This window comes from Pseudomonas fluorescens (assembly GCF_902497785.1).
GTDB classification, from domain to species: Bacteria; Pseudomonadota; Gammaproteobacteria; order Pseudomonadales; family Pseudomonadaceae; genus Aquipseudomonas; species Aquipseudomonas fluorescens_BO.
Genome location: NZ_CABVHK010000026.1, coordinates 1 through 25934 on the forward strand (window position 1 = coordinate 1; position 25934 = coordinate 25934).

The 25934-nt window shown below is 53.9% G+C and carries 26 protein-coding genes and 2 pseudogenes; 17 read left to right on the forward strand and 11 right to left on the reverse strand.

The window, feature by feature from the left end; translation table 11 throughout:
- Positions 1–336 precede the first annotated feature (336 nt).
- Positions 337–1830, reverse strand: coding sequence for a CoA-acylating methylmalonate-semialdehyde dehydrogenase (locus tag F8N62_RS28920; RefSeq protein WP_010463762.1), 1494 nt, complete (start codon positions 1828–1830; stop codon positions 337–339).
- Between the two features lie 64 nt (positions 1831–1894).
- Positions 1895–3244: an aspartate aminotransferase family protein gene (locus F8N62_RS28925; protein WP_150713882.1), complete on the reverse strand. Its 1350-nt coding sequence runs from the start codon at positions 3242–3244 to the stop codon at positions 1895–1897.
- Positions 3245–3368: 124 nt separating this feature from the next.
- On the opposite strand from F8N62_RS28925, the gene F8N62_RS28930 reads away from it, so the two are divergent.
- The 3 genes from F8N62_RS28930 (at position 3369) to F8N62_RS28940 (ending at position 5631) form a co-directional block, all read left to right on the forward strand.
- Positions 3369–4289: a LysR family transcriptional regulator gene (locus F8N62_RS28930; protein ID WP_150713883.1), complete on the forward strand. Its 921-nt coding sequence runs from the start codon at positions 3369–3371 to the stop codon at positions 4287–4289.
- 102 nt (positions 4290–4391) lie between these two features.
- Entirely contained in the window at positions 4392–5042 is a 651-nt protein-coding gene (locus F8N62_RS28935; protein ID WP_150713884.1) for a TetR/AcrR family transcriptional regulator, read from the forward strand.
- A gap of 7 nt (positions 5043–5049) precedes the next feature.
- Positions 5050–5631: an IMPACT family protein gene (locus tag F8N62_RS28940; RefSeq protein WP_150713885.1), complete on the forward strand. Its 582-nt coding sequence runs from the start codon at positions 5050–5052 to the stop codon at positions 5629–5631.
- A gap of 532 nt (positions 5632–6163) precedes the next feature.
- On the opposite strand, the gene F8N62_RS28945 is transcribed toward F8N62_RS28940, so the two are convergent.
- A complete protein-coding gene (locus tag F8N62_RS28945; protein WP_150713886.1) occupies positions 6164–6598 on the reverse strand; it encodes a hypothetical protein in 435 nt (144 codons plus the stop codon).
- Between the two features lie 82 nt (positions 6599–6680).
- On the opposite strand from F8N62_RS28945, the gene F8N62_RS28950 reads away from it, so the two are divergent.
- From F8N62_RS28950 to F8N62_RS32010, 4 genes and pseudogenes are all read left to right on the forward strand, one after another.
- Complete coding sequence (locus F8N62_RS28950) at positions 6681–7031, forward strand: MerR family transcriptional regulator (protein ID WP_150713887.1); 351 nt, start codon at positions 6681–6683, stop codon at positions 7029–7031.
- A 25-nt stretch (positions 7032–7056) separates the two neighbouring features.
- Positions 7057–7743: an SDR family oxidoreductase gene (locus F8N62_RS28955; protein WP_150713888.1), complete on the forward strand. Its 687-nt coding sequence runs from the start codon at positions 7057–7059 to the stop codon at positions 7741–7743.
- Positions 7744–7972: 229 nt separating this feature from the next.
- Entirely contained in the window at positions 7973–9331 is a 1359-nt protein-coding gene (locus F8N62_RS28960) for an 8-oxoguanine deaminase (RefSeq protein WP_150713889.1), read from the forward strand.
- Positions 9318–9437 (forward strand): annotated as a pseudogene (locus F8N62_RS32010) (metal ABC transporter ATP-binding protein); the annotation flags it as partial. The gene F8N62_RS28960 and the pseudogene F8N62_RS32010, both read left to right, overlap by 14 nt.
- A 15-nt stretch (positions 9438–9452) precedes the next feature.
- On the opposite strand, the pseudogene F8N62_RS28965 reads toward F8N62_RS32010, so the two are convergent.
- A pseudogene (locus F8N62_RS28965) lies at positions 9453–10223 on the reverse strand (calcium:proton antiporter); the annotation flags it as partial.
- Between the two features lie 129 nt (positions 10224–10352).
- Here F8N62_RS28965 and F8N62_RS28970 point away from each other — a divergent pair.
- From F8N62_RS28970 to F8N62_RS28990, 5 genes are all read left to right on the forward strand, one after another.
- Positions 10353–12542 carry a hypothetical protein gene (locus tag F8N62_RS28970; protein WP_150580676.1) on the forward strand — a complete coding sequence of 730 codons (2190 nt, stop codon included), beginning with the start codon at positions 10353–10355 and terminating at the stop codon, positions 12540–12542.
- A gap of 25 nt (positions 12543–12567) precedes the next feature.
- On the forward strand, positions 12568–14703 hold the full coding sequence (locus tag F8N62_RS28975; RefSeq protein ID WP_150580677.1) for a hypothetical protein: 2136 nt from the start codon (positions 12568–12570) through the stop codon (positions 14701–14703).
- Positions 14684–15241, forward strand: coding sequence for a hypothetical protein (locus tag F8N62_RS28980; protein ID WP_150580678.1), 558 nt, complete (start codon positions 14684–14686; stop codon positions 15239–15241). Before F8N62_RS28975 ends, F8N62_RS28980 begins: the two co-directional genes overlap by 20 nt.
- A 269-nt stretch (positions 15242–15510) precedes the next feature.
- Positions 15511–16737: a hypothetical protein gene (locus F8N62_RS28985; protein WP_150580679.1), complete on the forward strand. Its 1227-nt coding sequence runs from the start codon at positions 15511–15513 to the stop codon at positions 16735–16737.
- Positions 16738–16887: 150 nt separating this feature from the next.
- The gene (locus F8N62_RS28990; protein ID WP_150580680.1) at positions 16888–17439 is read left to right on the forward strand and encodes a hypothetical protein; all 552 of its coding nucleotides are present in this window, start codon (positions 16888–16890) and stop codon (positions 17437–17439) included.
- 249 nt (positions 17440–17688) lie between these two features.
- Here the strand turns inward: F8N62_RS28990 and F8N62_RS28995 are convergent, their stop codons facing one another.
- Complete coding sequence (locus F8N62_RS28995; protein ID WP_050499462.1) at positions 17689–18153, reverse strand: hypothetical protein; 465 nt, start codon at positions 18151–18153, stop codon at positions 17689–17691.
- A gap of 477 nt (positions 18154–18630) precedes the next feature.
- Between F8N62_RS28995 and F8N62_RS29000 the strand changes: the two genes are divergently transcribed.
- Positions 18631–19080: a hypothetical protein gene (locus F8N62_RS29000; RefSeq protein ID WP_177049235.1), complete on the forward strand. Its 450-nt coding sequence runs from the start codon at positions 18631–18633 to the stop codon at positions 19078–19080.
- 229 nt (positions 19081–19309) lie between these two features.
- Here the strand turns inward: F8N62_RS29000 and F8N62_RS32015 are convergent, their stop codons facing one another.
- Both F8N62_RS32015 and F8N62_RS29010 read right to left on the reverse strand, forming a co-directional pair.
- Entirely contained in the window at positions 19310–19507 is a 198-nt protein-coding gene (locus tag F8N62_RS32015; RefSeq protein WP_150580682.1) for a hypothetical protein, read from the reverse strand.
- An 18-nt stretch (positions 19508–19525) separates the two neighbouring features.
- Complete coding sequence (locus F8N62_RS29010) at positions 19526–19933, reverse strand: hypothetical protein (RefSeq protein ID WP_099455446.1); 408 nt, start codon at positions 19931–19933, stop codon at positions 19526–19528.
- Positions 19934–20205: 272 nt separating this feature from the next.
- Here F8N62_RS29010 and F8N62_RS32200 point away from each other — a divergent pair, with 272 nt between their 5' ends.
- From F8N62_RS32200 to F8N62_RS29025, 3 genes are all read left to right on the forward strand, one after another.
- Positions 20206–20721: a hypothetical protein gene (locus F8N62_RS32200; protein ID WP_318181643.1), complete on the forward strand. Its 516-nt coding sequence runs from the start codon at positions 20206–20208 to the stop codon at positions 20719–20721.
- Positions 20722–20932: 211 nt separating this feature from the next.
- Positions 20933–21142 carry a hypothetical protein gene (locus F8N62_RS32020; protein ID WP_150580683.1) on the forward strand — a complete coding sequence of 70 codons (210 nt, stop codon included), beginning with the start codon at positions 20933–20935 and terminating at the stop codon, positions 21140–21142.
- The gene (locus F8N62_RS29025; RefSeq protein WP_150580684.1) at positions 21139–21615 is read left to right on the forward strand and encodes a hypothetical protein; all 477 of its coding nucleotides are present in this window, start codon (positions 21139–21141) and stop codon (positions 21613–21615) included. Before F8N62_RS32020 ends, F8N62_RS29025 begins: the two co-directional genes overlap by 4 nt.
- Before the next feature lie 177 nt (positions 21616–21792).
- On the opposite strand, the gene F8N62_RS29030 is transcribed toward F8N62_RS29025, so the two are convergent.
- Both F8N62_RS29030 and F8N62_RS29035 read right to left on the reverse strand, forming a co-directional pair.
- Complete coding sequence (locus F8N62_RS29030; RefSeq protein WP_150580685.1) at positions 21793–23175, reverse strand: heavy metal sensor histidine kinase; 1383 nt, start codon at positions 23173–23175, stop codon at positions 21793–21795.
- On the reverse strand, positions 23172–23855 hold the full coding sequence (locus tag F8N62_RS29035; RefSeq protein WP_096143229.1) for a heavy metal response regulator transcription factor: 684 nt from the start codon (positions 23853–23855) through the stop codon (positions 23172–23174). The genes F8N62_RS29030 and F8N62_RS29035 overlap by 4 nt, the downstream gene beginning before the upstream one ends.
- Positions 23856–24112: 257 nt before the next feature.
- On the opposite strand from F8N62_RS29035, the gene F8N62_RS29040 reads away from it, so the two are divergent.
- Positions 24113–24559: a DUF411 domain-containing protein gene (locus F8N62_RS29040; protein ID WP_103451573.1), complete on the forward strand. Its 447-nt coding sequence runs from the start codon at positions 24113–24115 to the stop codon at positions 24557–24559.
- Between the two features lie 50 nt (positions 24560–24609).
- On the opposite strand, the gene copD is transcribed toward F8N62_RS29040, so the two are convergent.
- Both copD and copC read right to left on the reverse strand, forming a co-directional pair.
- A complete protein-coding gene (gene copD, locus F8N62_RS29045) occupies positions 24610–25545 on the reverse strand; it encodes a copper homeostasis membrane protein CopD (protein ID WP_103451574.1) in 936 nt (311 codons plus the stop codon).
- A 2-nt stretch (positions 25546–25547) separates the two neighbouring features.
- Complete coding sequence (gene copC / locus F8N62_RS29050) at positions 25548–25931, reverse strand: copper homeostasis periplasmic binding protein CopC (RefSeq protein WP_103451575.1); 384 nt, start codon at positions 25929–25931, stop codon at positions 25548–25550.
- Positions 25932–25934 lie beyond the last annotated feature (3 nt).

Genomic DNA, 25934 nt, shown 5'->3' on the forward strand with positions numbered 1-25934 from the left:
TCGTTAGCGGGAGGCGAATTCTACAGCGTTACTCGCTGCTGTCAACACCTCTTTTTCTCCGCTTTCGACCGAGAAGATCGAATCGTTAATAAGGCGAACACACACTGCCTGATCAACTCCTTCTGGGCTTCGATGATCTGAAGCAACTCGCTGCCGAAAACCGCGTAACTCTTTGTTTACCAAGGAGTTTTCCGTTTCGACTGCGCCGGAAGTGGGGCGAATTATAGACTTCCAGAATCTGCCGTCAACCCCTATTTTCACAATTCTGTCATATAGGCTCAAAAACCCCGGAAACACGAAGGCCGAGCCCCGGGGGCTCGGCCTTCTCCCATCTACTTACAAGCTAGGGAATGCGAATTGCGACGCTTCATGGCTCGCTCGCTGCGGCCAGCGCTGGGTAATGGCCTTGCGACGCGTATAGAAGCGCACACCATCGGGGCCATACGCGTGCAGATCGCCAAACAGCGAACGCTTCCAGCCGCCGAAGCTGTGATACGCCACCGGCACCGGCAATGGCACGTTGACGCCGACCATGCCGACTTCGATCTCATCGCAGAACAACCGCGCCGCTTCCCCATCACGGGTGAAGATGCAGGTACCGTTGCCATACTCGTGATCGTTGATCAGTTGCATCGCCTCTTCCAGGCTGTTGACCCGGACAACGCACAGCACTGGCCCGAAGATCTCTTCTTTATAGATGCGCATCTCTGGCGTGACGTTATCGAACAGGCAGCCACCAAGGAAAAACCCTTCCTCATGACCGGCCACGCTCAGGCCACGACCATCCACCACCAACGAAGCACCGGAAGAAACGCCGTCTTCTATATAGCCGCTGACCTTGTCGCGAGCCTGACCGGAAACCAGCGGCCCCATGTCCAGCCCACAAGAAGTCCCCGCGCCGATTTTCAGTGCCTTGATTTGCGGTACCAACTTGGCCACCAGCGCATCCGCTACCTGGTCGCCAACACACACGGCCACCGAGATCGCCATGCAACGCTCACCGCAAGAACCGTAAGCCGCACCCATCAGCGCGCTGACGGCGTTATCCAGGTCCGCATCCGGCATCAGCACTGCATGGTTCTTCGCCCCGCCCAATGCCTGAACGCGTTTGCCGCGCTTGGTACCTTCGGCATAAATGTATTCGGCAATCGGCGTCGAACCCACAAAGCTCAGCGCTTTGACTTCCGGCGCTTCGATCAGCGCATCCACTGCTGCCTTGTCACCGTGCACGACGCTCAGCACACCTTTGGGCAACCCGGCTTCGATCAACAACTGAGCGATCAACAGTGTGGAGCTCGGATCACGCTCGGATGGCTTGAGGATGAAGCAGTTGCCGCAAACGATCGCCAGCGGATACATCCACAGCGGCACCATGGCCGGGAAGTTGAATGGCGTGATACCGGCGACCACACCCAACGGCTGGAAGTCCGACCAGGCATCAATGTTCGGGCCGACATTGCGACTGTATTCACCCTTGAGGATTTCCGGGGCCGCGCAAGCGAATTCGACGTTCTCGATCCCGCGCTTCAATTCACCCGCGGCATCTTCCAGGGTTTTGCCGTGTTCTTCGCTGATCAACTGTGCGATACGCGCTTCGTTCTGCTCCAGCAGTTGCTTGAAGCGGAACATCACCTGCGCCCGCTTGGCCGGCGGCGTATTACGCCAGGCCGGGAATGCAGCCTTGGCCGAATCGATGGCTTTCTGAATGGTTTCGCGGCTGGCTAACGGCAGCTTGTGGATCGCCTGACCGGTCGACGGGTTGAACACGTCGGCGGTGCGACCGTCTTCGGTCACCAGTTCGCCATTGATCAAATGCGGGATAAGGCTCATGCGGGGCTCCTGAAAAGTTGTTCAAAGGCGCCCTTCATCGGGAGCCTCTATATAGAAGAGAAAATCAGTCGATCTTGTTCAGCACTTCGCCGACCGCGTCGAACAGACGATCAAGGTCTTGCGGCTTGCTGTTGAAGGTTGGCCCGAATTGCAGGGTGTCGCCGCCGAAGCGCACGTAGAACCCGGCTTTCCACAGCGCCATGCCCGCTTCGAACGGACGCACGATGGCGTCGCCGTCACGCGGAGCAATCTGGATCGCGCCGGCCAGACCGTAGTTACGAATGTCGATAATGTTTTTCGAGCCCTTCAGGCCGTGCAGCGCATTTTCGAAATGCGGTGCGACTTCGGCCACGCTCTGCACCAGGTTTTCCTTTTGCAGCAGGTCGAGTGCTGCCAGGCCAGCAGCGCAAGCCACCGGGTGTGCCGAATAGGTGTAACCGTGCGGGAATTCCACCGCGTATTCCGGCGTCGCCTGGTTCATGAAGGTCTGATAGATCTCGGAGCTGGCAATCACAGCGCCCATTGGGATCGCGCCATTGGTGACTTGCTTGGCGATGCACATCAGGTCCGGGGTGACGCCAAAGCTGTCAGCGCCGAACATCGAACCGGTACGGCCGAAACCGGTGATCACTTCGTCGAACACCAGCAGGATATTGTGCTGATCGCAAATATCGCGCAGACGCTTGAGGTAACCCTCTGGCGGAACCAGTACGCCAGCGGAACCGGCCATTGGCTCGACAAACACCGCGGCGATATTCGACGCATCGTGCAATTCGATTAGCTTGAGCAATTCGTCCGCCAGCGCAATACCGCCCTCTTTCGGCATGCCCCGCGAGTAGGCATTGCTGGCAAGCAATGTGTGCGGCAGGTGATCGACGTCCATCATCGCCTGACCAAACATTTTGCGGTTGCCGTTCACGCCGCCAAGGCTGGTGCCGGCGATGTTCACACCGTGGTAGCCACGGGCACGGCCGATCATTTTGGTTTTGGTCGACTGGCCTTTGAGACGCCAGTAGGCGCGGACCATCTTCACCGCGGTATCCGCGCACTCGGAACCCGAGTCGGTGAAGAACACGTGATTGAGATCGCCCGGCGTCAGGTCAGTGATTTTTTCCGCCAGTTGAAACGACAGCGGGTGACCGTACTGGAAGCCTGGCGAGTAATCGAGTGTGCCCAACTGCCTGGCCACCGCTTCCTGGATTTCCTTGCGGGTATGCCCGGCGCCGCAGGTCCACAGACCGGACAGCGAATCGTAGACCTTGCGCCCCTTGTCATCCGTCAGCCAACTGCCTTCAGCCGCCACGATCAGGCGCGGATCGCGCTGGAAATTCCGGTTGGCGGTGTAGGGCATCCAGTGAGCATCGAGCTTGAGCTGGCTGGCCAGGGAAGTCGGGGCGTTTTCAGGCAAGTTCATGAGCAAAACCTCGCAAAGCAATAAGCGGCGTGGAGATGAAGAGCGTTCTTGCAGCTAAATTGCCACGGAGATAAAGTCGGTGAAATTCAATATTTCAAACCTTCAGTCAGGCCATCACTAAACTATGAGCACTCGTCGCCCCGATCCGCTGGCACAAGTCAGCGACTTTGATATCCGCCTGCTGCGGATTTTTCGCAGCGTAGTGGAATGCGGCGGCTTCTCAGCAGCCGAATCGGTGCTGGGGATTGGTCGTTCGGCGATCAGTCAGCAGATGAGCGATCTGGAACAGCGCCTCGGCCTGCGCCTGTGCCAACGCGGTCGCGCCGGTTTTTCCCTGACTGAAGAAGGTCGTGAGGTTTATCAATCGTCGTTGCAACTATTAAGTGCGCTCGAAAGTTTTCGCACCGAGGTCAACGGCCTGCACCAGCACCTGCGTGGCGAACTGACCATCGGCCTGACCGACAACCTGGTCACCCTCCCCCACATGCGCATCACCCACGCCTTGGCGCAATTGAAGGAGCGCGGGCCGGACGTGCAGATTCAGATCCGCATGATCGCGCCCAATGAAGTCGAACAAGGTGTGCTCGATGGTCGCCTGCATGTCGGCGTGGTACCGCAGGCGAGCGCGCTGTCAGGCCTGGAATATCAACCGCTCTACAGCGAGCGTTCGCTGCTGTACTGCGCGGTCGGTCATCCGTTGTTCTATGCGGACGACAAACAACTCGACGATGAGCGTCTCAACAGTCAGGACGCCATCGCCCCGACCTTCCGTTTACCGGCCGAGATTCAAGCGCATTACCAGGCACTCAATTGCACCGCGAGTGCGTCCGACCGCGAGGGCATGGCGTTTCTCATTCTGACCGGGCGCTACATCGGCTACCTGCCGGATCACTACGCCAGCCTCTGGGTGCAACAGGGTCGCTTGCGTGCATTGAAACCCCAAGCGCGCTTCTACGACTTGAGCCTCGCCTCGGTCACGCGCAAGGGCCGTCGCCCGCATCTGGTGCTGGAAAGCTTTTTGGAGAGCCTGGCCGCAACGCGCTGAACTCTGTGGGAGCGGCGGTATTATTGCTGCAGGACTTGTCTGAAAACCGTGGGTGCGCTATCAACGCACTGGCTGCACCCACCCACCTTTTCGGAAGTGCCTATGACCTTTGAAGTCCCTGCTCACGGCAGCAAACCCGCCAGCCGCATTCGTCAGAAGAACGAAGAGACCATCATCAAAGCTGCCGAAGACGAGTTTGCCCGTCACGGGTTCAAAGGCACGAGCATGAACACCATCGCCCTGAATGCCGGGTTGCCCAAAGCGAACCTGCATTACTACTTCACCAACAAACTCGGTCTGTATGTGGCGGTGTTGAGCAACATCCTGCAGTTGTGGGACAGCACGTTCAACACCCTCACGGCTGAGGATGATCCAGCGGAAGCGCTGACGCGTTACATCCGCGCCAAAATGGAATTCTCGCGCCGCCAGCCGCAAGCCTCGCGGATCTTTGCGATGGAGGTGATCAGCGGCGGTGAGTGCCTGACCGAATATTTCAATCAGGACTACCGCGCCTGGTTCCAGGGCCGGGCGGCGGTGTTTCAGGCGTGGATCGACGCCGGTAAAATGGACCCGGTCGATCCGGTCAACCTGATCTTTTTGTTGTGGGGCAGCACTCAACACTATGCCGATTTCGCCACGCAGATCTGCCGGGTCAGCGGCCGCACCAAATTGACCAGACAAGACATGGAAGACGCCGGCAACAACCTGATCCGCATCATCCTCAAGGGCTGCGGCCTGACTCCAGCTATCTAAGACACTTATGCCTTTTACCCTCAGCGACTTTTGCGAATACCGCGAAGAGATTCGCAAAAGCCGCTTCATCACCTACGCCGCGCCGATCAGCAGCCCTGCTGACGCGCAGGCGTTTATCGAACAACACAGCGACTTGAACGCCACGCACAATTGCTGGGCCTGGAAACTCGGCGGTCAGTACCGCAGCACCGATGACGGGGAGCCTGGAGGCACCGCTGGCCGGCCGATTCTGGCGGCGATCGAGGCCCAGGATTGCGATCAGGTCGCGGTACTGGTGATTCGCTGGTACGGCGGCATTCAACTGGGCACCGGCGGCCTCGCCCGCGCGTATGGCGGCGGCGCCAACAAGTGCCTGCAAGCGGCGCCGAAGATTGAGCTGATCAACCGGGTTCCGTTGAGTTGCGCCTGCGGTTTTGGCGAACTGACGTTGGTAAAGCTTCGTGTGGCGGAGCTCGGAGGGCTGGTGGTCGATGAAACGTTTACCGCCAATGGCGTGGAGCTGCAATTGGCGGTGGGAGAAGCGCAGATCGAGACATTGCAAACCCAGCTCGCTGATTTGAGTCGCGGGCGCATCTTGTTGCAGCGCTGAAAGATTAAAAAGATCGCAGCCTTCGGCAGCTCCTTCAGTTGCATCGCGATCGCATCGTAGGAGCTGCCGAAGGCTGCGATCTTTTGGAGCATCACCCATCCCCCATCTACCCGCCAGTTGCCCACATCCGCTGTGCACCCGGCTGTGGATAACCTGAGCACATTCAGCTGTAACCCTTCTGTCATGCGGCTTTGCGGGCGCTGCTCACTTTTCGTCCAATTTCCTCGCATGGCGATCAAATTCACGCAAAAACAATCAGTTACCTTGGTTTATCACCTTTAGAAGAAAGCCGGTCAGTGCTTATGCCCGAGTTTTAAGCTTGCGCACAAATACTGTGGAGCAATCTGTGGATAACCCGTTTATGACCGTCGCGGCCCCATGCCCGGTATGGCTCGCAGTGAGTTGCTCGTTTTTTGATCAAATATGCATGTGCAAAAACGGAGCGTGATCAACGGCATTGCCCCACCTGTAGTGCCCGGTTCGGAATCGAAAGGTGGCGAAGCGGCCAACGCAATACAAGCTCGGTCCCCTATCAAAGCGCAGCTCCCTGTGGGAGCGAGCCTGCTCGCGAAGGCGTCCGCACGGGCAACACCTGAGCCACGCCCCACGCCAATTCAAAGACCAGGAAAATCACCAATAGCGAACTGGCGCCCTGCAGCAAGGCGTACAACTGCCAGGCCGCAAACAGAAACCGCCCCACCGCGTCATAACGGCCATAAATCGGTTGCGGATCACCAATGCGCAGCACTGCCCACACGCACACAATCGACCCCAACAGATTCGCCATCAACATGTGCATCGGCTCAAACGCCGGCAGTTCACCCGGCAAGTCGAAGAACTGACTCACGCTCAATAAACCCCCTTGTAACGCGGCAAAACTCCACGGGGTGATAAACGCGGCCGTCACGATCAAGTCATACCAGGCGCTGCCCCGCACCAGTCGGCGGTATTGCATTGAAGTCCACATCGCACTGCTCCAGACATTCAGGGAGCAACAAGGCTAAAGCCTGGAGTATGCTCCAGGGTCAAGCCCCTCTCGAGACGTCAGGATGCGCATCGGTGAATTAGCCCTGGCCAGCGCCGTCAGCCGCGACACGCTGCGCTTTTATGAGCAACGCGGACTGATCGCGGCGCAGCGCAGCGCCAACGGCTATCGCGATTACCCCGCGGACATGGTGCAACTGGTGTCGTACATCAAGACTGCGCAGCGGCTGGGCTTTACCCTGGGCGAGATCGGCAACAGTGTCGCCGCGTTGGCGCAGTCGCCCGATCCGGACACGGCCGTCACGCAATTGCTGCAAGACAAACTCAAACTGATCGAAACCCGAATCGATGAACTCGGCGCGCTGCGTCACGAGTTGCAACAACGGCTCGGGCAACGTTGTCCATTAAATCCGTGATTCTCATTTATCAAGGAAGCCACGCATGTCTACGGCAAAAACCGCACTGATCATCGGTGCCTCCCGGGGCTTGGGCCTCGGGCTGGTGAAAACCCTGCTGGCCGACGGCTGGCAAGTCACCGCCACCGTGCGCAACCCGCAAAAGGCCGAGGCCTTGCAGGCACTGGGGAATGTGCGGATTGAAAAACTCGACATGGATGATCAGCAGGCAGTCATCGCTTTGAGTCTGCAGCTCAAGGGCGACGTGTTTGATCTGCTGTTCGTGAATGCCGGGGTAAAAGGGCCTGATATTCAGACACCGGGCGGCGCGACGCTGGCCGAAGTCGGCCAGTTGTTTTTCACCAATGCGGTGGCGCCGATCAATCTGGCTCAACGATTCGCCGGGCAGATTCGTCCGCAGACCGGCGTGCTGGCGTTCATGAGTTCGGTGCTCGGCAGCGTGACCATGCCGGACGCGCCGGAGCTGGCGCTGTACAAGGCGAGCAAGGCGGCGTTGAACTCGATGACCAACAGTTTTGTGACGCAATTGGGTGATCAAAAACTCACGGTGCTGTCGTTGCATCCGGGCTGGGTCAAGACGGACATGGGCGGTGAAGGTGCTGACATTGATGTGCAAACCAGTACACGTGGGTTGGTTGATCAGGTGAATGCTTATACCGGCAAGGGCGGGCATCATTTTGTGAATTACAAAGGCGAGACCATTCCCTGGTAACACCACAAATCCAATTGTGGGAGCGAGCCTGCTCGCGAAGGCGATTACACATTCAACATCAATGTTGACCATTAGTCCGCCATCGCGAGCAAGCTCGCTCCCACAGTAGATCTGCGGCGCACAAACTGAGTAAACTCCGCACCTCGTCCCCCGCGGCGACCCTGGATCAGCAGACAGGGTAATCACTGAGCTGGCTAACCTGAACCCACTTTCAGAGGAGCCGGCCAACATGCCTGCGACCCGTACCTGGTTAAAAAACCCCCTCGCGATCTTTACTGCCAATGGCCTCGATGCCCGTGGCGGCCTGGTTGTGCAAGACGGTGTGATCGTCGAACTGCTCGCCGACGGCCAGCAACCGTCCGCGCCCTGTGAACAAGTCTTCGATGCCCGCGAGCATGTGATCCTGCCGGGGCTGATCAACACCCACCACCATTTCTATCAAACCCTGACCCGCGCCTGGGCGCCGGTGGTCAATCAGCCGCTGTTCCCGTGGCTGAAAACCTTGTACCCGGTCTGGGCACGCCTCACGCCGGAAAAACTCGCCCTCGCCACCAAAGTTGCACTGGCTGAGTTGCTGCTGTCTGGCTGCACCACGGCGGCCGATCACCATTACCTGTTTCCCGAAGGCCTGGAAAATGCGATCGACGTGCAGGTCGAGAGCGTTCGCGAATTGGGCATGCGCGCCATGCTGACGCGCGGCTCCATGAGCCTTGGCGAAAAGGACGGCGGCCTGCCACCGCAGCAGACTGTGCAGCAAGGCGAGGTGATTCTCGACGACAGTCAACGCCTGATCGCCGCGTACCACGAGCGTGGCGAAGGCGCGCAAATCCAGATCGCCCTGGCACCGTGTTCACCCTTCTCGGTGACCCCGGAAATCATGTCGGCCAGCGCCGAACTGGCGAACAAACTCGACGTGCGCCTGCACACTCACCTGGCGGAAACCCTCGACGAAGAAGACTTCTGCCTGCAACGCTTCGGCCTGCGCACCGTGGATTACCTGGACAGCGTCGGCTGGCTCGGCCCGCGCACCTGGCTGGCGCACGGCATCCATTTCAACCCGGACGAAATCGCCCGCCTCGGCGCTGCTGGCACCGGGATTTGCCATTGCCCGAGCTCGAACATGCGCCTGGCGTCCGGCATCTGCCCAACGCTGGACCTGACGGCGGCGGGCGCGCTGCTGGGCCTGGGCGTGGACGGTTCGGCCTCCAACGATGCGTCGAACATGATGCTCGAAACCCGTCAGGCGCTGTACATCCAGCGCCTGCGTTATGGCGCGGAAAAGATCACCCCGGAGCGGGTATTGGGTTGGGCCACCAAGGGCTCGGCGAGCTTGCTCGGGCGCACCGATATCGGTGAGCTGGCGGTGGGCAAACAGGCGGATCTGGCGCTGTTCAAATTGGATGAACTGCGTTTTTCCGGCAGTCATGATCCGGTGTCGGCGTTGCTGCTGTGTGGCGCGGATCGGGCAGACCGGGTGATGGTGGGCGGAAAGTGGCGAGTGATCGACGGGCAGGTTGAGGGGCTAGACCTCAAAGGTCTGATTGCCGATCACAGCCAGGCGGCCCGGCAGCTGATTGCCGGTACCTGACACAACCCCGAAAAATGTGGGAGCGAGCCTGCTCGCGAAAGCGGTGGATCAGTCGATATCAACGCTGAATGACATACCGCATTCGCGGGCAAGCCCGCTCCCACAGGGTTTTGTGGCACCGTCAGAGGCCGAGTAGCGACAACATGATAAACGTCGCAAACAGCACAAAATGGGTCATGCCTTCGATGGCATTGGTTTCGCCATCGTTAAGGTTGATCGCGCTGACGATCAGCGTGAGGAAGATCATCACCGTTTGCACCGGCGTCATCGCCATCTGAAACGGCTGCCCGGTGTAGAGCGCCATCGCTTCCATCACCGGCACCGTCAGGATCACGGTCGACAGCGACGCACCCATGGCGATGTTGACCACCGACTGCATGCGATTGGCCAGCGCCGCGCGCAACGCGGTCAGGATCTCCGGGGCCGCCGAGATCGCCGCCACCAGAATCGCCGTGATCACCGGCGGCGCACCCGTGCCTTCCAGCCCCAGGTCGAGGGTTTTCGACATCACTTCGGCCAAGGCGCCGATCACCACCACGCCGAACACCAGGGTGCCGATGCTCAACGCCAGATTGACCGGCGCAGGTTCTTCCTCCGGGACTTTCCGGCGGCGTTTTTCCGGGTAGCTGTAACTGAAGAAATAACTGTGCGGGCCGACCTGCATCCGCAGAAACAACGCGTACAGCACAACCATCGCGCCGATGGTGAAGCCCGAATAAATCTTCCAGTTCGCCTCGGGTATAAACTCCGGAACCACCATGGAAACGCCCATCGCCGTGAGGATCATCACGCTGTAGCTGCGCGCCGAATCGTCGTTGTAGGACTGCTCGCCGTGCTTGATCCCGCCCATTAACGCGGCGAGGCCGAGGATACCGTTGATGTCGAGCATCATGATTTTCTAGACACTTAACTGTGATGCAAACAATAAACACATTTATTTCAATAACTTATCAGGATTAATGACACTCATGATTTGACACCTCCCGCATCGAGTCTAGGCTCCAATCAAGGAGGGCTAGCGATGCTCAGCTACCGATTTACCGCCACCGGCAAGCTCCAGTTTTTCTGGCCCGCCGTAGACACTTCGTCTGGGGAGCGCACCTGCACTTTGTTGGTGCCTTCGAATGTGGCAGTTGACGCTGTTCAAATCCTTGCAAATGCCGTCGTAGTGCAGTGTGTAAGAGTCGCTGCTAAATCCTACGGGTGGTTTATTGAAGGCCTCAAACAGACCTTTAAATTCCTGGAGCGCTCACCAGAGTGCCACCTACCACCTCAAGACTGGGACGAATTCTTTGACCACTTTTTCGAGTCCCATCTTCACTCATCAAAAAAGAGAGCACTGAAGTCCACGCTTGTTTATTGGCAAAGTGTGGAAAGCTTATTTAAACAATCACGATCTGAAGGTTTGTTGCCGCTCACTGTAATTTTGCCTTCAGGTGGAGCGATGTCAGGTGTTCTAGACGGAATTGACACTCCCTTAGGACACGAACCCTCAATGGTTGGCATTCCCACCACTCCTGATGAGCTTTTACCTAAGATCTATCTCTGCAACGACAGTTTGCACCTTGAGGCTGATCAATACCTGCTAAAGCTCAAGACAAGGATGGAATTAGCAAGCAGAACCGTAGTTTCAGCCTGCACACAGTATTGGGACACAATGCTCAAATGCCACGAAAAAGGCAGAGAGTTAATTGATGAAATTCCGGTCGATGAAGTTCAGCGGATTATTAACGGGGGAGATTTTTTCGTAGATGGAGTGCACATTGCACATCCTGACAACCCTAAAGGTCTCAACTGGTTCCTTGCGGTAGCTAGGCACTATGCAGTGAATGATCTACAACTCAACACGGTTACAATTGACGCACTGCGGGGTCGCGCTTTTTTTCGGCGGCTTTTCAGCATTGATGGCGTTCGCAAGAAATTAGTTGCAAAGATGGTGGAAGCTGCTGGAGATTATGCGATACGCAAAAAAACGAAAAACGAAACCCTAAATCGCTTATTGGGTTTTCTATGCCCTCGTGATTGCGGTGCAGCTTGCTCAATTTTAATGAGTGAAAACCCTAAGTTTACTGCCGAAGCTATCGGAAACAGCACATTATATACTCGGGGCGGCAAGCCTTACATCAGAACTGAAGCTGATCTCGAAAGAATAATTTTCAGTGTAGACAAGCCACGTGCCGGTAAACGGAAGGTATCAGGACTACCTCCTCTCAGTGCGAAGATCGTGATGGACGTCATGGCATGCACCAAGGAGTTGCGTTCGCGGCTGATAGCCAGCGGCCATCCTGGATGGCGCAAAATGTTCATAATATCGACGAGAAACAAAATTGGTACATCGGGCGAAATACCCCAATCGCTTCACACTGGCTCTGGAGTTTCGTTATTTAAGGTCTTGATAGACGAACTCGCAATAGGAGGAATTCATAAAGATGGATTCACTCTCAAAAAGATTAGAGCGACCGAAGGAATAATCAGGTTTCTCGAAACTGGAAACTTAAGGGCCGTCGCCGACCTGCTAGGCAACAGTGTGGCCGTCGTAAAATCAAATTACATACCAGACTTTTTGAGGCTCAAATGGGCGACAAGAGGCCTGAGAATGATGCAGCAAAAGCTGATAATAGTCGCCACCGATGGTACGCCTTGGGAAGATGAGGCTACAGACTTCACATCGCCGGAAACGCGGGTAATATTTATCCAAAAAATGCTGAGGGATGCCGTAAACGGAGATGCCTTCAGTGAAATCATCAGGCAAAGATTTAAAGGGCATCTACGTAGTGGTGACGAATTAATAAAAGCTATTGAAGATCGTGAGCTCTTGATTATCTTATCACCTGAAAGTCTAGCAGCCCTGTACGCACATGAGGCCTCTATTCTTAATAAAGGTGCCACAGAACAAACCAGCGAACAGCCAAACACGCATTCGCCAACATTGCCCTCCCTTTCAAATGGTGATGATGGCTCAAAATACGCCAACATACCTGCTGAGGCAATTCCCGCTTTGGCGCGACTAATTCGTGCGTCAGCAACCATGTCGAAAGCAGATCTACAACTTTCGGAAAAAATCATAATCGATAAGTTATCCGGCGACGTGCAGTCGCAATTGGCCGCAACTCACATCGGAGCAATGGCTCTGCTCGATCAGCATAAGGATAAGGTGACCTTTGCTTATTCTATCCGTGCGCAACTCGGAGGGGATGATGCCGAGGTTTAAGAGCTTTAACAACGACGAGCTTCATATGAAAATGTTGTTAGCACGGTCAAAGGCTCGTTATGCATCAACGTTGGACTTCGAAGCCCACTGGTTGGTCGGTGGAGGAATTGGAAGTTCCGTATGGGAAACCATTTCACCAAATGGAACTCCGCTTACTGTCAGCTTTATGGATCCGCTCCCAGACGGAACCCTACTCAGCGACCAAGAAAATAGGATGCTGTTGGAAACGATTCAGAAATGGGCATTCTATCTGCGCAAGGGTCAAATCACCGAGTACACAATGGCTACCCCCCGCTGGGCCTATAACCTTTTATTCATTAAGAATATTGCTAGCTGGTTGGTTTTGCATGAGAAGGTTTATCGCCCTCGTATTCACGGATTTAGGCTATTTGATACAAATGCCTTTAAAGCACTCGTTTCTGAACTGAGTGAATGTGGTCTGAGTGGGGCACTTCAATACAAGGAGCGGATTATCTGTCATTTTCATTCGCTTCTCGAACACCCGATCCCGCTGGACTGCTTGCTTGACTCGCCCCATGACCTAGATAAACAATTCGTCAATGACATGGTCGAATGGTTACGTCAGCACGACAAATACATAACAAATCGTAAATCAGGAGTAACCTCCAAATGGACTCTGTCTCGGGTCTATTTGGGTTCTATACTCGGAATGAAGCTTAGTGCAACATCAAGCGACGATAATTTTAGAAGCTTTATTAGACAATTCGAGCCGGGGCTTTACCACCCCCACCTGCTTTTACCATCAAGTTCCATATCAGAATACCCTTCACAGAACATTATTGAACTTACCAAAGCCAGAGAAAAGCCAGTCAGCCAAGGAAACTTCACTGACCAACTTGAACATCTAGCAAATTTCTTCAGCGGCCATTCTGCCATTCCGTCGGACATCCCGGCAGTAACAATAGACAAAAAATCCGTTGTTGCTCAATTCAGACACATGTTAAGACGCCCTAGCCATACTCCACTTATACCATTGAGCATTGGGCTCCAAGTTATAAACGCTGCATGCGAATGGATTCTTGTGTATGGAAAAAGCATCGTTGAGGCAGCCATTTATTATAGCAAGGAAAGCGTCGACATCTCCTCAACACATGACATCTACGCCTCTGGAACCGCCAAACAACAGAGTTTCCTCATAACCAGAGATCAGTGGCTTACCACTCCGCTAGATGGGACACCACCCGTGTCCATTCATTCAATATTGGATATAACTCACTACGATGTAAAAGTAAATATGAGCGGCTCCGAGCGCATCCATAACATGCGCTCAGTTGTCAAAGCTTTCGTAGGAGCTTGTGCGATCATCATCGGAATGATGAAGCCCCTAAGACTCTCTGAACTCGCTTACTTACAAAGAGCCTGCCTAGGCAACGAAAACGATGGTGACGGGAGTTTTTTACAGCATGAGCAAGGTAAAAGTGGCCCTAAGGGGGAGCATAACATTGTAGATCGCCCTATTCCGTCAATATCTGCTCGAGCCATCCAGCTTCTCCAGCTAATGGGGCATCGTCTCACTGAAGTGTTTGATGACACTTCCACGCACTCCGAGCATTTATTCTACTTTCCCTCAAGGTCATTTACAGTGCCATCGGGTGAGGTTCTGGAGGATGCCGTAAATAACTGCATAAACACATTTTGCGACTACATAAAAACACCTGTAGACGAACTCGGTCGCCGCTGGTATCCACGCGTACATGAAATGCGAAAATTTTTCATGCTGACTATGCATAGGCATGAAGGAAACGCAATAAAGCCGCTACTAGGTTACGGCGCCGCACACAAAGATAAGTCACACGTAGATTCATATGTGGCTCCTGACGAGAGCTATGACACCTATGTCCGATACGAGTCTGAGTGTATTGAAGACCGCCTCCTTTCATTGGAGGCAGGAGCACTCGACCCTACTCAACGACAAGGGTTGTTGGCACTCTACCAACATACCCTTACCCACTTCGGGGTATCGAGCATATCGTCCATCATACCCAAAGATTACCTCGATCTCATTATGGAAATCCGTGAGTCGGGTGATTTTGAAGTTACTACATTTACCATCAAGCTCACCGGCTACGCCGAAAATGTCACTGCAATAGACTTCGCAATCCGCTTCGGAGCAATGACTGATGAGAGATTTAATAAATAACAATATAATCGCGCGATTCCGCTGGCTTGAAGCGATAAAGTCCAGGTCAATATCTGTGACAAAAAAACAAGCACAAGCTATATCTTCAATGAAAGAATTCTGTCATCTCGAAGTGCCTGATCATTTCACCAAAATCGCATACAACACTCTAAAATCAAGAACAACAAGTGGAAAAATACAGGAGCTTAATGTACCAGGAGCGAACCAATGGGACTATGTTAAACTCCTTCGACAAGAGGCGGCAGAAACCGTTCCTAAATCGGAAGCGCCTTCGCCTAAATTTAATAACCCAGACTTACCTGAGCTTTATTCCACCGCGCTGCTTGAGGCCCATCTTTGCTCACTGGCCTATCTTGAAATATATCGTTTTCTAGAGGACTTAGTTTTCAGGACAACTGATGAAAACTCTGACTTATCAGAACTAATATCCAACCAACTTAAAATATGCTCAGCTAAATTTTCGAATATTGTCTCACCAGGGCTAATGACGTCAGAAGGGAGAAATTTTGAGCTGATTATCGGAGGTAAAGCGCCATGAGCATACAGCTATACGTGCTATTCAAAAACGTGAAACTACCTGATCACGCGATGCCAATTGCCGGCTCAAAGGATTACCGCATAATACGAAGAAACTATGAGAGCTTCGCAGTATTAAGATGGCCAGATGGCCGGCCTTGCCATCTAGCTACACTCTGGATGCAGTCTAAGCTTCAGCGCTCCGGCGGAAGGGACACACCTAATACATATTCGGCTCAGATAACCCCACTCATACGCTACTGCTACTCGAAAAAGATAAGTTTCCATGAAATGAATGATGAACTTTTCTATGAATTCACCCAGCAGTTAAAATGGGAGAAACGATTAGGGAAGTTTGGCACTGAAAGCAAGCGAATTAACAATACTTCAATCCAAATACAAAGCAGGGCGTTAGATTTGATGGAGTGGATCACTCGATCTTTCCCCGATTCCCTCGGAAAAGGTTTGGTTGGCGAGACGTCCCACTCGCGGATAATTGTCGAGTGGCGCTTAAATCGCTACACGGGCAAACGCTACATGTGGCATCGACATCTGATGGAAAGCGTTTCCGAAAAATTCGACAAAGCACCTATTCCTGAGAACTTCATAAGCAGTATTCAAAATGAGATTTTCAGAAAACACGACATTGCAAACTTACCGACCTCCTCCAAACGCAAGCTTAAAATTTTCCCTGATCTATTTATGGCACAAAACACGTATCTGTATGAACGACGGATGTTTTCTATTCGCCTAATGAAGTTAATGGGTCTTCGCCCCGAAGAACTTGTCGACATCCCGCTTGATTTAAACCAATCCGTGCTCAGCCGAAAATCCATTGCTGTTCCCACCAAAAAAAGAGGTAAGCCTGCCCCGATTAGATATTTCACGGTAACCTTGCGCGCAGCGTTGGACTTCAACAGATATCTAAAGGCTCGACTGACCTTCCTCCAACAGCTTAAGGATTTTGAATCAGCTCGTCCCCTTAGAAAACATCCTAACCTGCTGACACTCAATGATGCACTACTACTTGGAATCGATGGCCAACCACTCCAGAAACAAAGTTTGACGAAAGAATTCGATAGAATCTGTATTGACGCAGGCTTGGGGGCTGTAAGAACCTGTTTGTCTATGTTTCGTCACAGATTTATCACCAGGGAAATCCACTATCTTTTAGACGTCGCATTCGCTAAGGATGCCAAATTTAAAACACATTGGACGGAAGCTCTAAGAGATTCGATATGCGCACAAGTCCTTCCCAAAACAGGCCAAGCCAAGGAGAAATCGCTATGGCACTACTTTCATTATGAATACGACTTAATGACTCAAACTATTGGTTATACTAAAAGTATTGAGAACCGAGACAGACTGGAATCAGCGCAAGAGTCGCTGTTAAACCTGAAGCACGATAGTATTCTTCTCTCAAATGCGCCTATCACGGACAGGATACGGGAGCTTGAAGACGTAATTTACGCACTTCAGGCGGAGTTAATGAGTGGTTTACCACCCGTTACGCCTTGATGTGTCGGGTGAGGGCGTGGCCGGTTTTCACCTAGCATGGGCATTGTCGACCGGAAGGGCCTGCTCCCCTTATAGTGAGTTGATTAGCTCGCAACAACGGTCGATGGTGGACTGCCATTGCCTCAAATCATGCTCCATTGAGAGGATAATGTGGTGGTCTTCAATCGTCTCACAGCGTGGCTTTTCCACGACAAGCGCCCTGACTTTGAGAAAAAGCGTGAACGCGAGTTCATCCTGGCAGCGAACAGCTTGAAGACCCTTTCGGTCACCGACCGGGGCGGCATGTCTATCGACCCCGAAGAGCTGCGCGACCAGATAGTCGCCTCGCGTGAGCAGTTGAAGCATCTTGTCCACAGGCCAGAAGCGCCTAGCCGATCATTCAGAGCAGCGGCAGATGCCCAGGTGGAACAGTTAGTGAGTCCCACCTTAGAGGCTCAGGTGAGCGCCATGGACTGTATTGAGGTGGTGGCTTGGCGTCGGTTGCCCAGTGGCGCTGCCGCGCGCTACGTGTGCCTCCAGTCTACAAGTACGGGGCGATTCGTTGTCGCTACAGCCAGTCTGTTCACAGAGGCCATAGAGAGTCTCCCGACTTGGGTCGACGGCAATACCAACAGGCAAATTGCGAATGCCCTACAGCTCGGTGACCTCCAGTGGTACGCGACTATGAGCGAGGCTATGGATGCTTGGGATGCGGAGCTTTGATGACCCTGAGCTTTCAGTTGGGGCGCTCCCCTGCAGGGAGCGGCTGTCGTGCACCGAGCCCTTGCGATGCCAAGGTCTCGGCCCTTCGGGCTTCCATCCCACACGCCTGCGCGCTCCGCTTGCCATGCCTACCAGGCACGTGATCACCTGTCTTCGGTTCGAGCGGTCGCACACGCTGTGCTACATCCATACTTCAATGGACTCATCGCTTTCGCATAGGTGAGGGTAGGTATCCACCCCTCCGGTAGTTCAAGCTTCGAACAAAGCACGGCATGCGTTCATCAAAGCGGTTGCGTCATGGAGAGCTCGGTGGTGCCTAGTCGTGGGCAGTAGGCGATAAATGTCACTGGCAGCCTCCCGACCCACAAACACTTCCAAAGGCTTCAACTCGAAGGTCGGCATCAGGTCTGCTGCTTCGTAGAGGACATCGAGCCAAAAAACATCTTGAGGTGAGTCGCTGCAAAGCACCTGCCCTGAAAACAGCTGATTCATTCGTTCCGCCACGGTGGGTGGGGCATCACCTTCCTGAAGTAAATGATCCTGAGTAAGACCATGCATGTCTTGCGCATCGAACGACCAATGCGTCCAATAGCGGGCTGGCTTTATCAACGAACTGAACCAGGTTTCATTCGACACGACAGCCACCTCAATGGGATAGCTATCTGGGGCTATCCCTGATGCCTCGAAATCGATAAAAAAAGAAGGCCGTTCCACCTTGCTGCTCCTGTTTGAAGGTTGCGACTGTCCCTGCACAGCCGGGGAAAGACGGTTTTGATAAGCATGAAGTCGTCCCTAACAAACGGCGGGTAAGTCGTAAGGGTATGCTCGCAAGATACTGATTTCTCGTCGGAAAACCAAAAAACTGCCCCTTCATAACCTTGACCAACTGCACCCCATGGTCTTCATTTCTCGCAATCACCCAAGAGAGATGCTGGCATGACCTTTTCATCCTCGTTTCGCCCCGATAGCGCCCCCGTAACACTCGATGACACCTTCAACTACCTCATGTTGAGCTCTCTCCATTGGAACGACGCCGACCTCTAGGTGATGACAATAGCAGCCAAGCAGCGCTTCGCCGTCCTGGCCCTTCGGACTTCTATCCTCAAGCCTGCGCGCTCCGCCTGCCTAGTTGCATAACAAATCAGAAGTGCCCCCAAACAGGAGTTGCCATAGCTCCGCGAGAGGTCACTGATGCAACAGTCACCATACGTAATACATCGCGAAATCCTCCTCAACGGCATGTATGGAACAGCCTATCTGCTGCAAGAGCTCGTCCTCTATCAGCTTGATCCCGGTAGGTACACATTCGACATTGATGAGCATCGCGGAGGGTTCGACAGCGTCCATCTTCAGATCTATCAGGATATGAAGCAGTGGTACTGGGACAACGGCCCATCAAGCGCTGGCTTCAAAGACGTCGCCGAGGCACTTCAAGATAGGTACACCAGGCAAGCTCAAGAGAATCTAGAGGAGCTGTATCTCCTCCGAGCGATGCAGCCAAGCGATTTTCCTGCTGAGCCTGGCGAGATACCTGCAGACTCTCATAGGCATGCAGTTGAGCGAGCTGAGCTGCTTCACAGGGAGTATGTCGGCAAAGGATTCATTGACGAGTGCACATTGCCAGCAGCCCACCCATTCTGATCTCGAATCAATCAGAGGCGAGGCCGGCGATGGCATGGTTCTTTTGGAAAGACAACGCCTTTACGCTGATGCGCGATGCCTTAGCCAATCTGGACATCGAAGAAATATGGCGAGCACGGAAGCGTTAGTCTAAAAAAACACCTCTCAGAGCTATCTGACCGCTCTATCTAACAGGCCCATCGGATATGACCGCAAGCTTCCGCACTTCGATAAAGAGTTTCCACTGACATCAAAGCCTCCGCGCTGGCAAGCAATATATGAAATCGATAGACGTACTTAGCTCGTACTGCATGTGCTCAAAAACTCTGTCGAGACTTGGATGAGCTTTCGATTCTCGCAGGGCATTCACTAACCTCAATAGCTCCCGCCCATGAGCCACCGGCATTTGGATATCGCAATACACGGTGTCATCGCTGTCTCGTTCCACGTCTTTTCTCCGTCTGCATCAATCCAGCTTGGGCTTACTGCTGGCAGCTCTGTGTGCCTCGAGGTGCTGCATCTCTGATTCCCAACAAGCCAGGAATTTATACCAGTCCGCAGCGTAAGGCCCATCTAACAATCTGGTCGACCCGATACTCGCCTGATTGAAGCGCTCCCTCCAGGGCTGGGGGATAGTCTGCTCCAAAATGATGTCGATTCCGGAGTGGTGATACTGCACGGTGACACAATCCCGAAGCTGGTTGAGCTCAAGTGGCTTGTCAGCATGAGGGGAGTCTTTTCGCTCTTGAAGTTCAAGGTCATCAAGAATGGATAAGGGATCGAACGCCTTCGAATCGCCTGGAGATATGTTCGCAAGTACCCACAAAGCCTTTCGTCTCTTGGCCTCCAGTTCGCGGAGTTCATCGTCGGGCATTTGAGTTACCTCTTGTTGGCGTTGATGGCGTGCCGCCTGCGGCGTCAGGCTGCCGTGAATCGAGCCCCGCCAAGGCGGGTCTCGCCCCTGCGGGCTCGCATCCCTCACGCCTGCGCGCTCCGCTTGCTTGGTGTCTGAGCCTCTGTGAAGCATAGATCGCAACGCATCCTACCCTCATGATTCGGAGCTCGGCATCGCTATTCGAAGCGTTCTGTTATCGTTCTAAAAGTAATTTAGTCGCTCTTAGTCATCAGCCTTCTGGGGAGCCGGGAATGGACACAACTCGACGTGTACCAGGCAGAGCCTACCAAAAGGTTCGCGATCCCGAACGGCTGCTCATTGAAGAGCGCGCCGAAGCTCTATCCGCTGCCGGCTACCCGCTGCCAGCTGATGACCCGGCCATGTACGCCGAGCGAAGGCTGAAGGAGGCCAGAGCGGCAGCGCGTTCATCCCAGGTAGGTAGCATTAGCGAAAGCACTGCGGCTGAGCTCTCCGCAAGAGAGGTATGCCAGGTTCTAAGGGAGGCGATTTTCGGTCGAAGCGTTATGGGTAGGGTGGGTCATGAATCGTGGGACGAAATTTATGCCGGCCACTTCCAGATCAATGTAGATGGTTGGGAGATATCGATTTACAACGACTGCGATCAGCTCGACTACTGCGAACAATGCGTCAGTCCAGATGGGCGACACTGGTCGTTTGACTCCGGGGATCGCTTTGGCACTGATCCAGTTGCACTGCTCAGCACATGGGAACATCAGACACTTGAGCGGATGTTGAAGGAGTTGTAAGTCCGAATTGCCGTATCGTTGCGTGTCCCTGGAGGAACGGCTGTCGTGAACCAAGCCTTGTCGTAAACGCCAGCGTCTTGGCCCTGCGGGCTTCCATCCTCACGCCTTCGGCTGTCGCCTGCGCGCTCCGCTTGCTTTGATCATTCTTGAGTGGATAACGCGATGCTTTTGCTCCTGCTATTCTGCCGACTCTGACCATGGAGGTGATCAAGTGCAGAGTGAATATTCGCTATCAGATGTGCTGGAAAGGATGTACGAAAACCAGCTCGCCCTAGAGGCAGCCCTGATGGAGTTGACCCTCCACGTCGAGGCTCACGGTCATGCAGATGTTGGGAATAATGTCCGAGGTGCCCTCGAGACAATCGGCGAGAACTCGGGCCACATAAAACAGGGCTTGGCGCGTCTCAGCAAGCTCCCATGAGGCAGCCGCTCTTTGATTTTGATCTCAAACGCGTCTCACGCGAGCACTATATAACCGGCAAAGCTGCGATCAATTTTCCGCACGCTGGGAGCACTACTGGTGGGTGGCATTTTCTGTCGTACTTCGACCGCGAGACCGAGGTGTTGAAGGTGTCGCTGGCAGGTATCCACTATCCTGACACCACCAGTTTTTTTGGCGACGAAGGCATCGTTGATGTCACTGAGCAAATGGCGAAGCGTGGCTGGTCTGTAGAAAGTCGAAAGTTTTACATGGCGGATCACTACAGAGCTGCTGCAGATATGGTTGTCAGGTGGGCTCTTAGTGACTCAGATCACTGCAATGTCGAGATTGATGAGTGGTTTCCATCCCCTACCGATAAGCAAAGATTGCTCGATCTCCTGGATACCGGGGAGCCGCAGCTTCTTGAGATGGGCAGACTCAAAAAGGTAGAAGCCTGGCTTCACTCGCAGTAACGCTACCTCAGCATCTGCGGCATCAAGGCCACCCTAGCCAATCGAGGGAATGTGCTGTCGAACTTAAATTAGGTTTGCCCAACGAACGCGCTGGAGTTTTTCGCGTCATGGTTGCTTACTAGGAGCCAAAAACTGTTGTCATTGCGAAAAGCACATCCCTCCTCGTTGCTTTTACTCTTAGTCTGCAGGCCACGCAGCTAAGCGGATCACAAAGGTCGTATGGCCTTCTCTGGAGACGCATCCGACGGTGCCGTCATGGGCGTCTACCAATGATTTGACGATTGCCAAACCTAGCCCGGCATTGTTTGTAGCACCATCTCTACGTGCGGGATCAGCTCTGTAAAAGCGGTCAAACAGGCGGGGCAGATGCTCTGCTGCTATCTCCTCTCCGGGGTTCGTCACTGACACGCTGATCATGCTACCCAACGACTCGATTTTTACGGAGACAGTGCAGTCAGGAGGGGTATACCTAAGCGCATTAGAAAGTAAATTCGAGATCATCCTATCCAACATCGTACCGTCACCATAGACCGCGCCGTGTCCGGAGACTTGTAGCTTTACTCCGGTGTCCTCTGCCAGCAACTGGTAATACTCGAAGAGTTTTTCGACCACCGAACGCAACTCGACTTTCTCTTTGGCAGGTAGAACCAGACCGTTGTCCGATTTTGCCAAGAAAAGCATGCCGTCAATAATGCTGGAGAGCCGGTTGAGATCCTCCAGGTTGGAATAGAGATTCTCTTCATAAGTGTCCGGCGCACGCTTCTTTGAGAGGATGACTTCGGTGTGCGTGCGCAGATTGCTGATAGGGGTTCGTAGCTCGTGCGCAATATCGGCTGAAAAGTTGGACAGCCGAACAAAAGACTCTTCAAGGCGAGCAAGCATGGCGTTGAACGAAGAGACAAGGCTCTCAAGCTCACGAGGCACCGAGTCCATCGGGATGCGCTCTTTCAGCGAACCGGCTGACATTGAGGCCGCGACTTGCGTCACTTGTGCGACCGGCTTCAACCCGCTCCGCGCCACCAGCCACCCTAAGGCTGCGCTGACTAGAGCGCTGATAGCCAGCCCAATGACCAGCCACCAACGCAAAGTTTCAACGAAGTGCATGTGACTGGTGATATCCATACTCAACCAGGCAGTTAGTGGCTCAGTTTCATTCACTAAATGAACTTGTGCCCTCATGCCTCTGTACATATGGCCGCCAGCAGTCCACTCCGACATGTCCTCCACTGCCTCATGAGCGGCAGCAGGAGGTTGTGCAGCGCCGTTGGGGGTAGCGAAGATCGTCCTTCCACCTTTGGTGACAATCGATGCTGAAAGCTCCTGATGGGCACCTAGCAGGGCTTGCAGTTGCAACACCACCTCTGAAGTGTCTACGGAGCCAGCTTCGCCATCCATGATTTGCCGAATGGATTCGAGCTTTTCCATCATGAGTTGACGGTCGAGGCCTTTGAAGTGGTGACGACTGAACGCATCGAAGGTAAAGCCAGCTACAACCAGCACGGCAACGACTGCACAGACGAACATCATGCTCAAACGAAGGGTAAGAGATGCTCGCTTCATTCTGTGTCAGGAGCGTCTAGCATGTAGCCCATTCCCCTCGTCGTCTGAATCAGCTTGGTGTCGAAATCATCATCGATTTTGGCCCGGAGCCGGCGAATTGCTACTTCGATCACGTTGGTATCACTGTCGAAGTTCATATCCCAAACCTGCGATGCGATCAGTGATTTTGGCAGGACTTCCCCTCTACGGCGCATAAGGAGTTCTAAGAGGGAGAATTCCTTTGCGGTGAGGTCAATACGTCGACCTGAGCGTGAGGCACGGCGCTTTAGTAGGTCGACCTCCAAATCCCCGATCTTGATAGATGTCTGGTTGGGCACGGCGGATCCACGTCGAAGCAAGCTTCTGACGCGAGCTAGTAACTCGGAAAATGCGAAGGGTTTAACGAGATAGTCGTCCGCGCCCAACTCCAAACCTTTGACCCGATCATCGACTCCATCCCTGGCCGTTAGAAAAAGCACAGGGACTGAGCTCCCGGATGCACGTACACCCCGGATGACTTCCCAGCCATCAACGCCCGGCATCATCACGTCCAGAATCAGGAGATCGTAGGTCTCGCTCAGCGCTTGATGTAGCGCCTCCGTTCCCGTCACAACCCGGTCGACAGTGAAGCCAGCCTCCACCAGACCCTGCTGTAGGTATATTCCGATTTTGGGTTCGTCTTCTGCGACCAAGAGTTTCATGAGCGGGCTCCGGTTTTGCGGTGTTCTAGTGTGCTACCAATCTGACAACTGTGCGCAAGCTTACGTAAATGTAATTGCCTCAACAGCCAACGGTTAACTCCCAGTTACGACAGGCCGGCTTCCGATGACACCAGCTAGCGGGCGGCTTACAGAAATGTAATCGCGATCTGATTTTTTGCGCTTAACCTACGTGGCAGAGGGTGCGGATGCCAAAGGCATAAAGAGTGACCGCACTAAAACGTGATGAGGTGCATCGAATGTCCAAACGAAAGCTTTTGGTCGCTATGGGGTTGGTGATGTGTGGCATCGCGCAGGCCGCTGAGCCGCTCACAATTGACGTGCATCGTGACGCGAATTGCGGTTGCTGCAAGGAATGGGTCAAGCACCTTGAATCGAATGGATTCAAGGTAGTCGACCACGTAGAAAGCAATATGAGCGCTATTAAGCAAAGCTTAGGGGTGCCGCAGGAACTCGCGTCATGCCATACGGCTGTTATCGACGGCAAGTTTGTTGAGGGGCATGTCCCAGCTGATGAAATCAAGAAGCTGAGTGGTCGCTCCGAACTCGCGGGAATCGCAGTGCCAGGTATGCCCGCAGGTTCTCCCGGCATGGACTACGACCAGAACCATCAACCCTATCAAGTCCTGGGGGTTACCAAGGCGGGAGCGCAAGAAGTGGTTGCTGATTACCCCGTCAGCCGATAATCAGGCTCGGATCTGGGCGGCTTCGGGGTTGCTCAGATCTAGCTGCTAGCTCACCCTTGAGCCATATCGATTGAAGGGCTCAATGTTCCTAGCCACGCCACCAAGCAGACGATAACCACAGCACAGGTTGACTCAATAAGTACGCTTTTTCTCAAAGCAGTCGCTGCCAGGGAATACTCACCGGCCTCCACAGAGCGCTCGAGTGAAGGACTCAGGTAAAAACGATTGAGGGTAGCCAGCCCGATCATGCACCCAAAAAGCAGGATTTTTAAAAGCAGAAGGACGCCATAGGTGCTGGTTAAAACTTCTAGCAACGTCGGCCCGACAATGAAGAGATAGTTAGCGATGCCCGTGACTATGATCGTACCGACAATGAACGCGCCTGCTGTTTCGAAGCCCTTGAGCGCTCGTGACAGCACTCGTACGAGTTGCTCCGAATTAGACCTCCTAATGCTCAACATCAAGCCAAACGCCGCGAGAGCTCCGATCCAGCCGCCAGCGGCGAGAAGGTGCAGAATATCAGCCGTAAAGTGCCAGAATCGCTGAGTACCTTCGTCCATCGCCCCATGACCTGTCCACGCGAGCGTAGACAAAGCGATGCCGCCTGCCAAGGTCGCAACCCCGAGGCTCCATGTTGGCCATCTTGCGCTCTGACTTGCGACAAAAATCACCGCTGCCAGCGAGATCATGCGCGTCACCCAGCTATATCCAATCTCAGTCTCGTACAACATCATTTCCAGATGAGGTCGCAGCTCCGCCCAGTCGGATGCGCCGCTCATATTTTTTGCCATGACGATGAAGGTGGCTATCGACAAAAACACACCAACAGCAGCGATGCCAGGTAGTAGCGACCCAAAATGCAACACCGCGCCTGATACGCGCTCTTTTCCCCGAAAGCTGTAAAGCCCGAAGACTGCTAGGCCGAACAGGAGCATCAGGTCTAAGTAGAGCGCGAATCGCAGTACCACATTTAATGAGTCGCTCATGCTTATTTCACTTTGAAAGTTACGGCGCCGGTGATCGGGTGGGTGTCGGATGAGACTGCTCGCCATTCCACTTTATAGGTGCCAGTTGTGAGAGGGGAGGCAGGAGTTACGACCATCGTTTTGGGATCACCGCCACCGGCCACGCTGGCTTTCACACCCATAGGTGAATTGGGCATGCCAGGCATGTCGGTCATGATCAACTTGGCTCCGGAAAACTGAGTGACCAGGTTTTCAGAAAAGTGCAGCTCAATCTTTGCCGGGGCTTGGCCGTTCTCACCTTCAGCAGGAGTTGAAGACAGCAGCTTCGGGTGGGCTTGGGCAACTGCACTGAGCAGTAAGCTGGATGAAAGAGCAACGGCCACAACACAGGATTTGAAAACAGACATGCA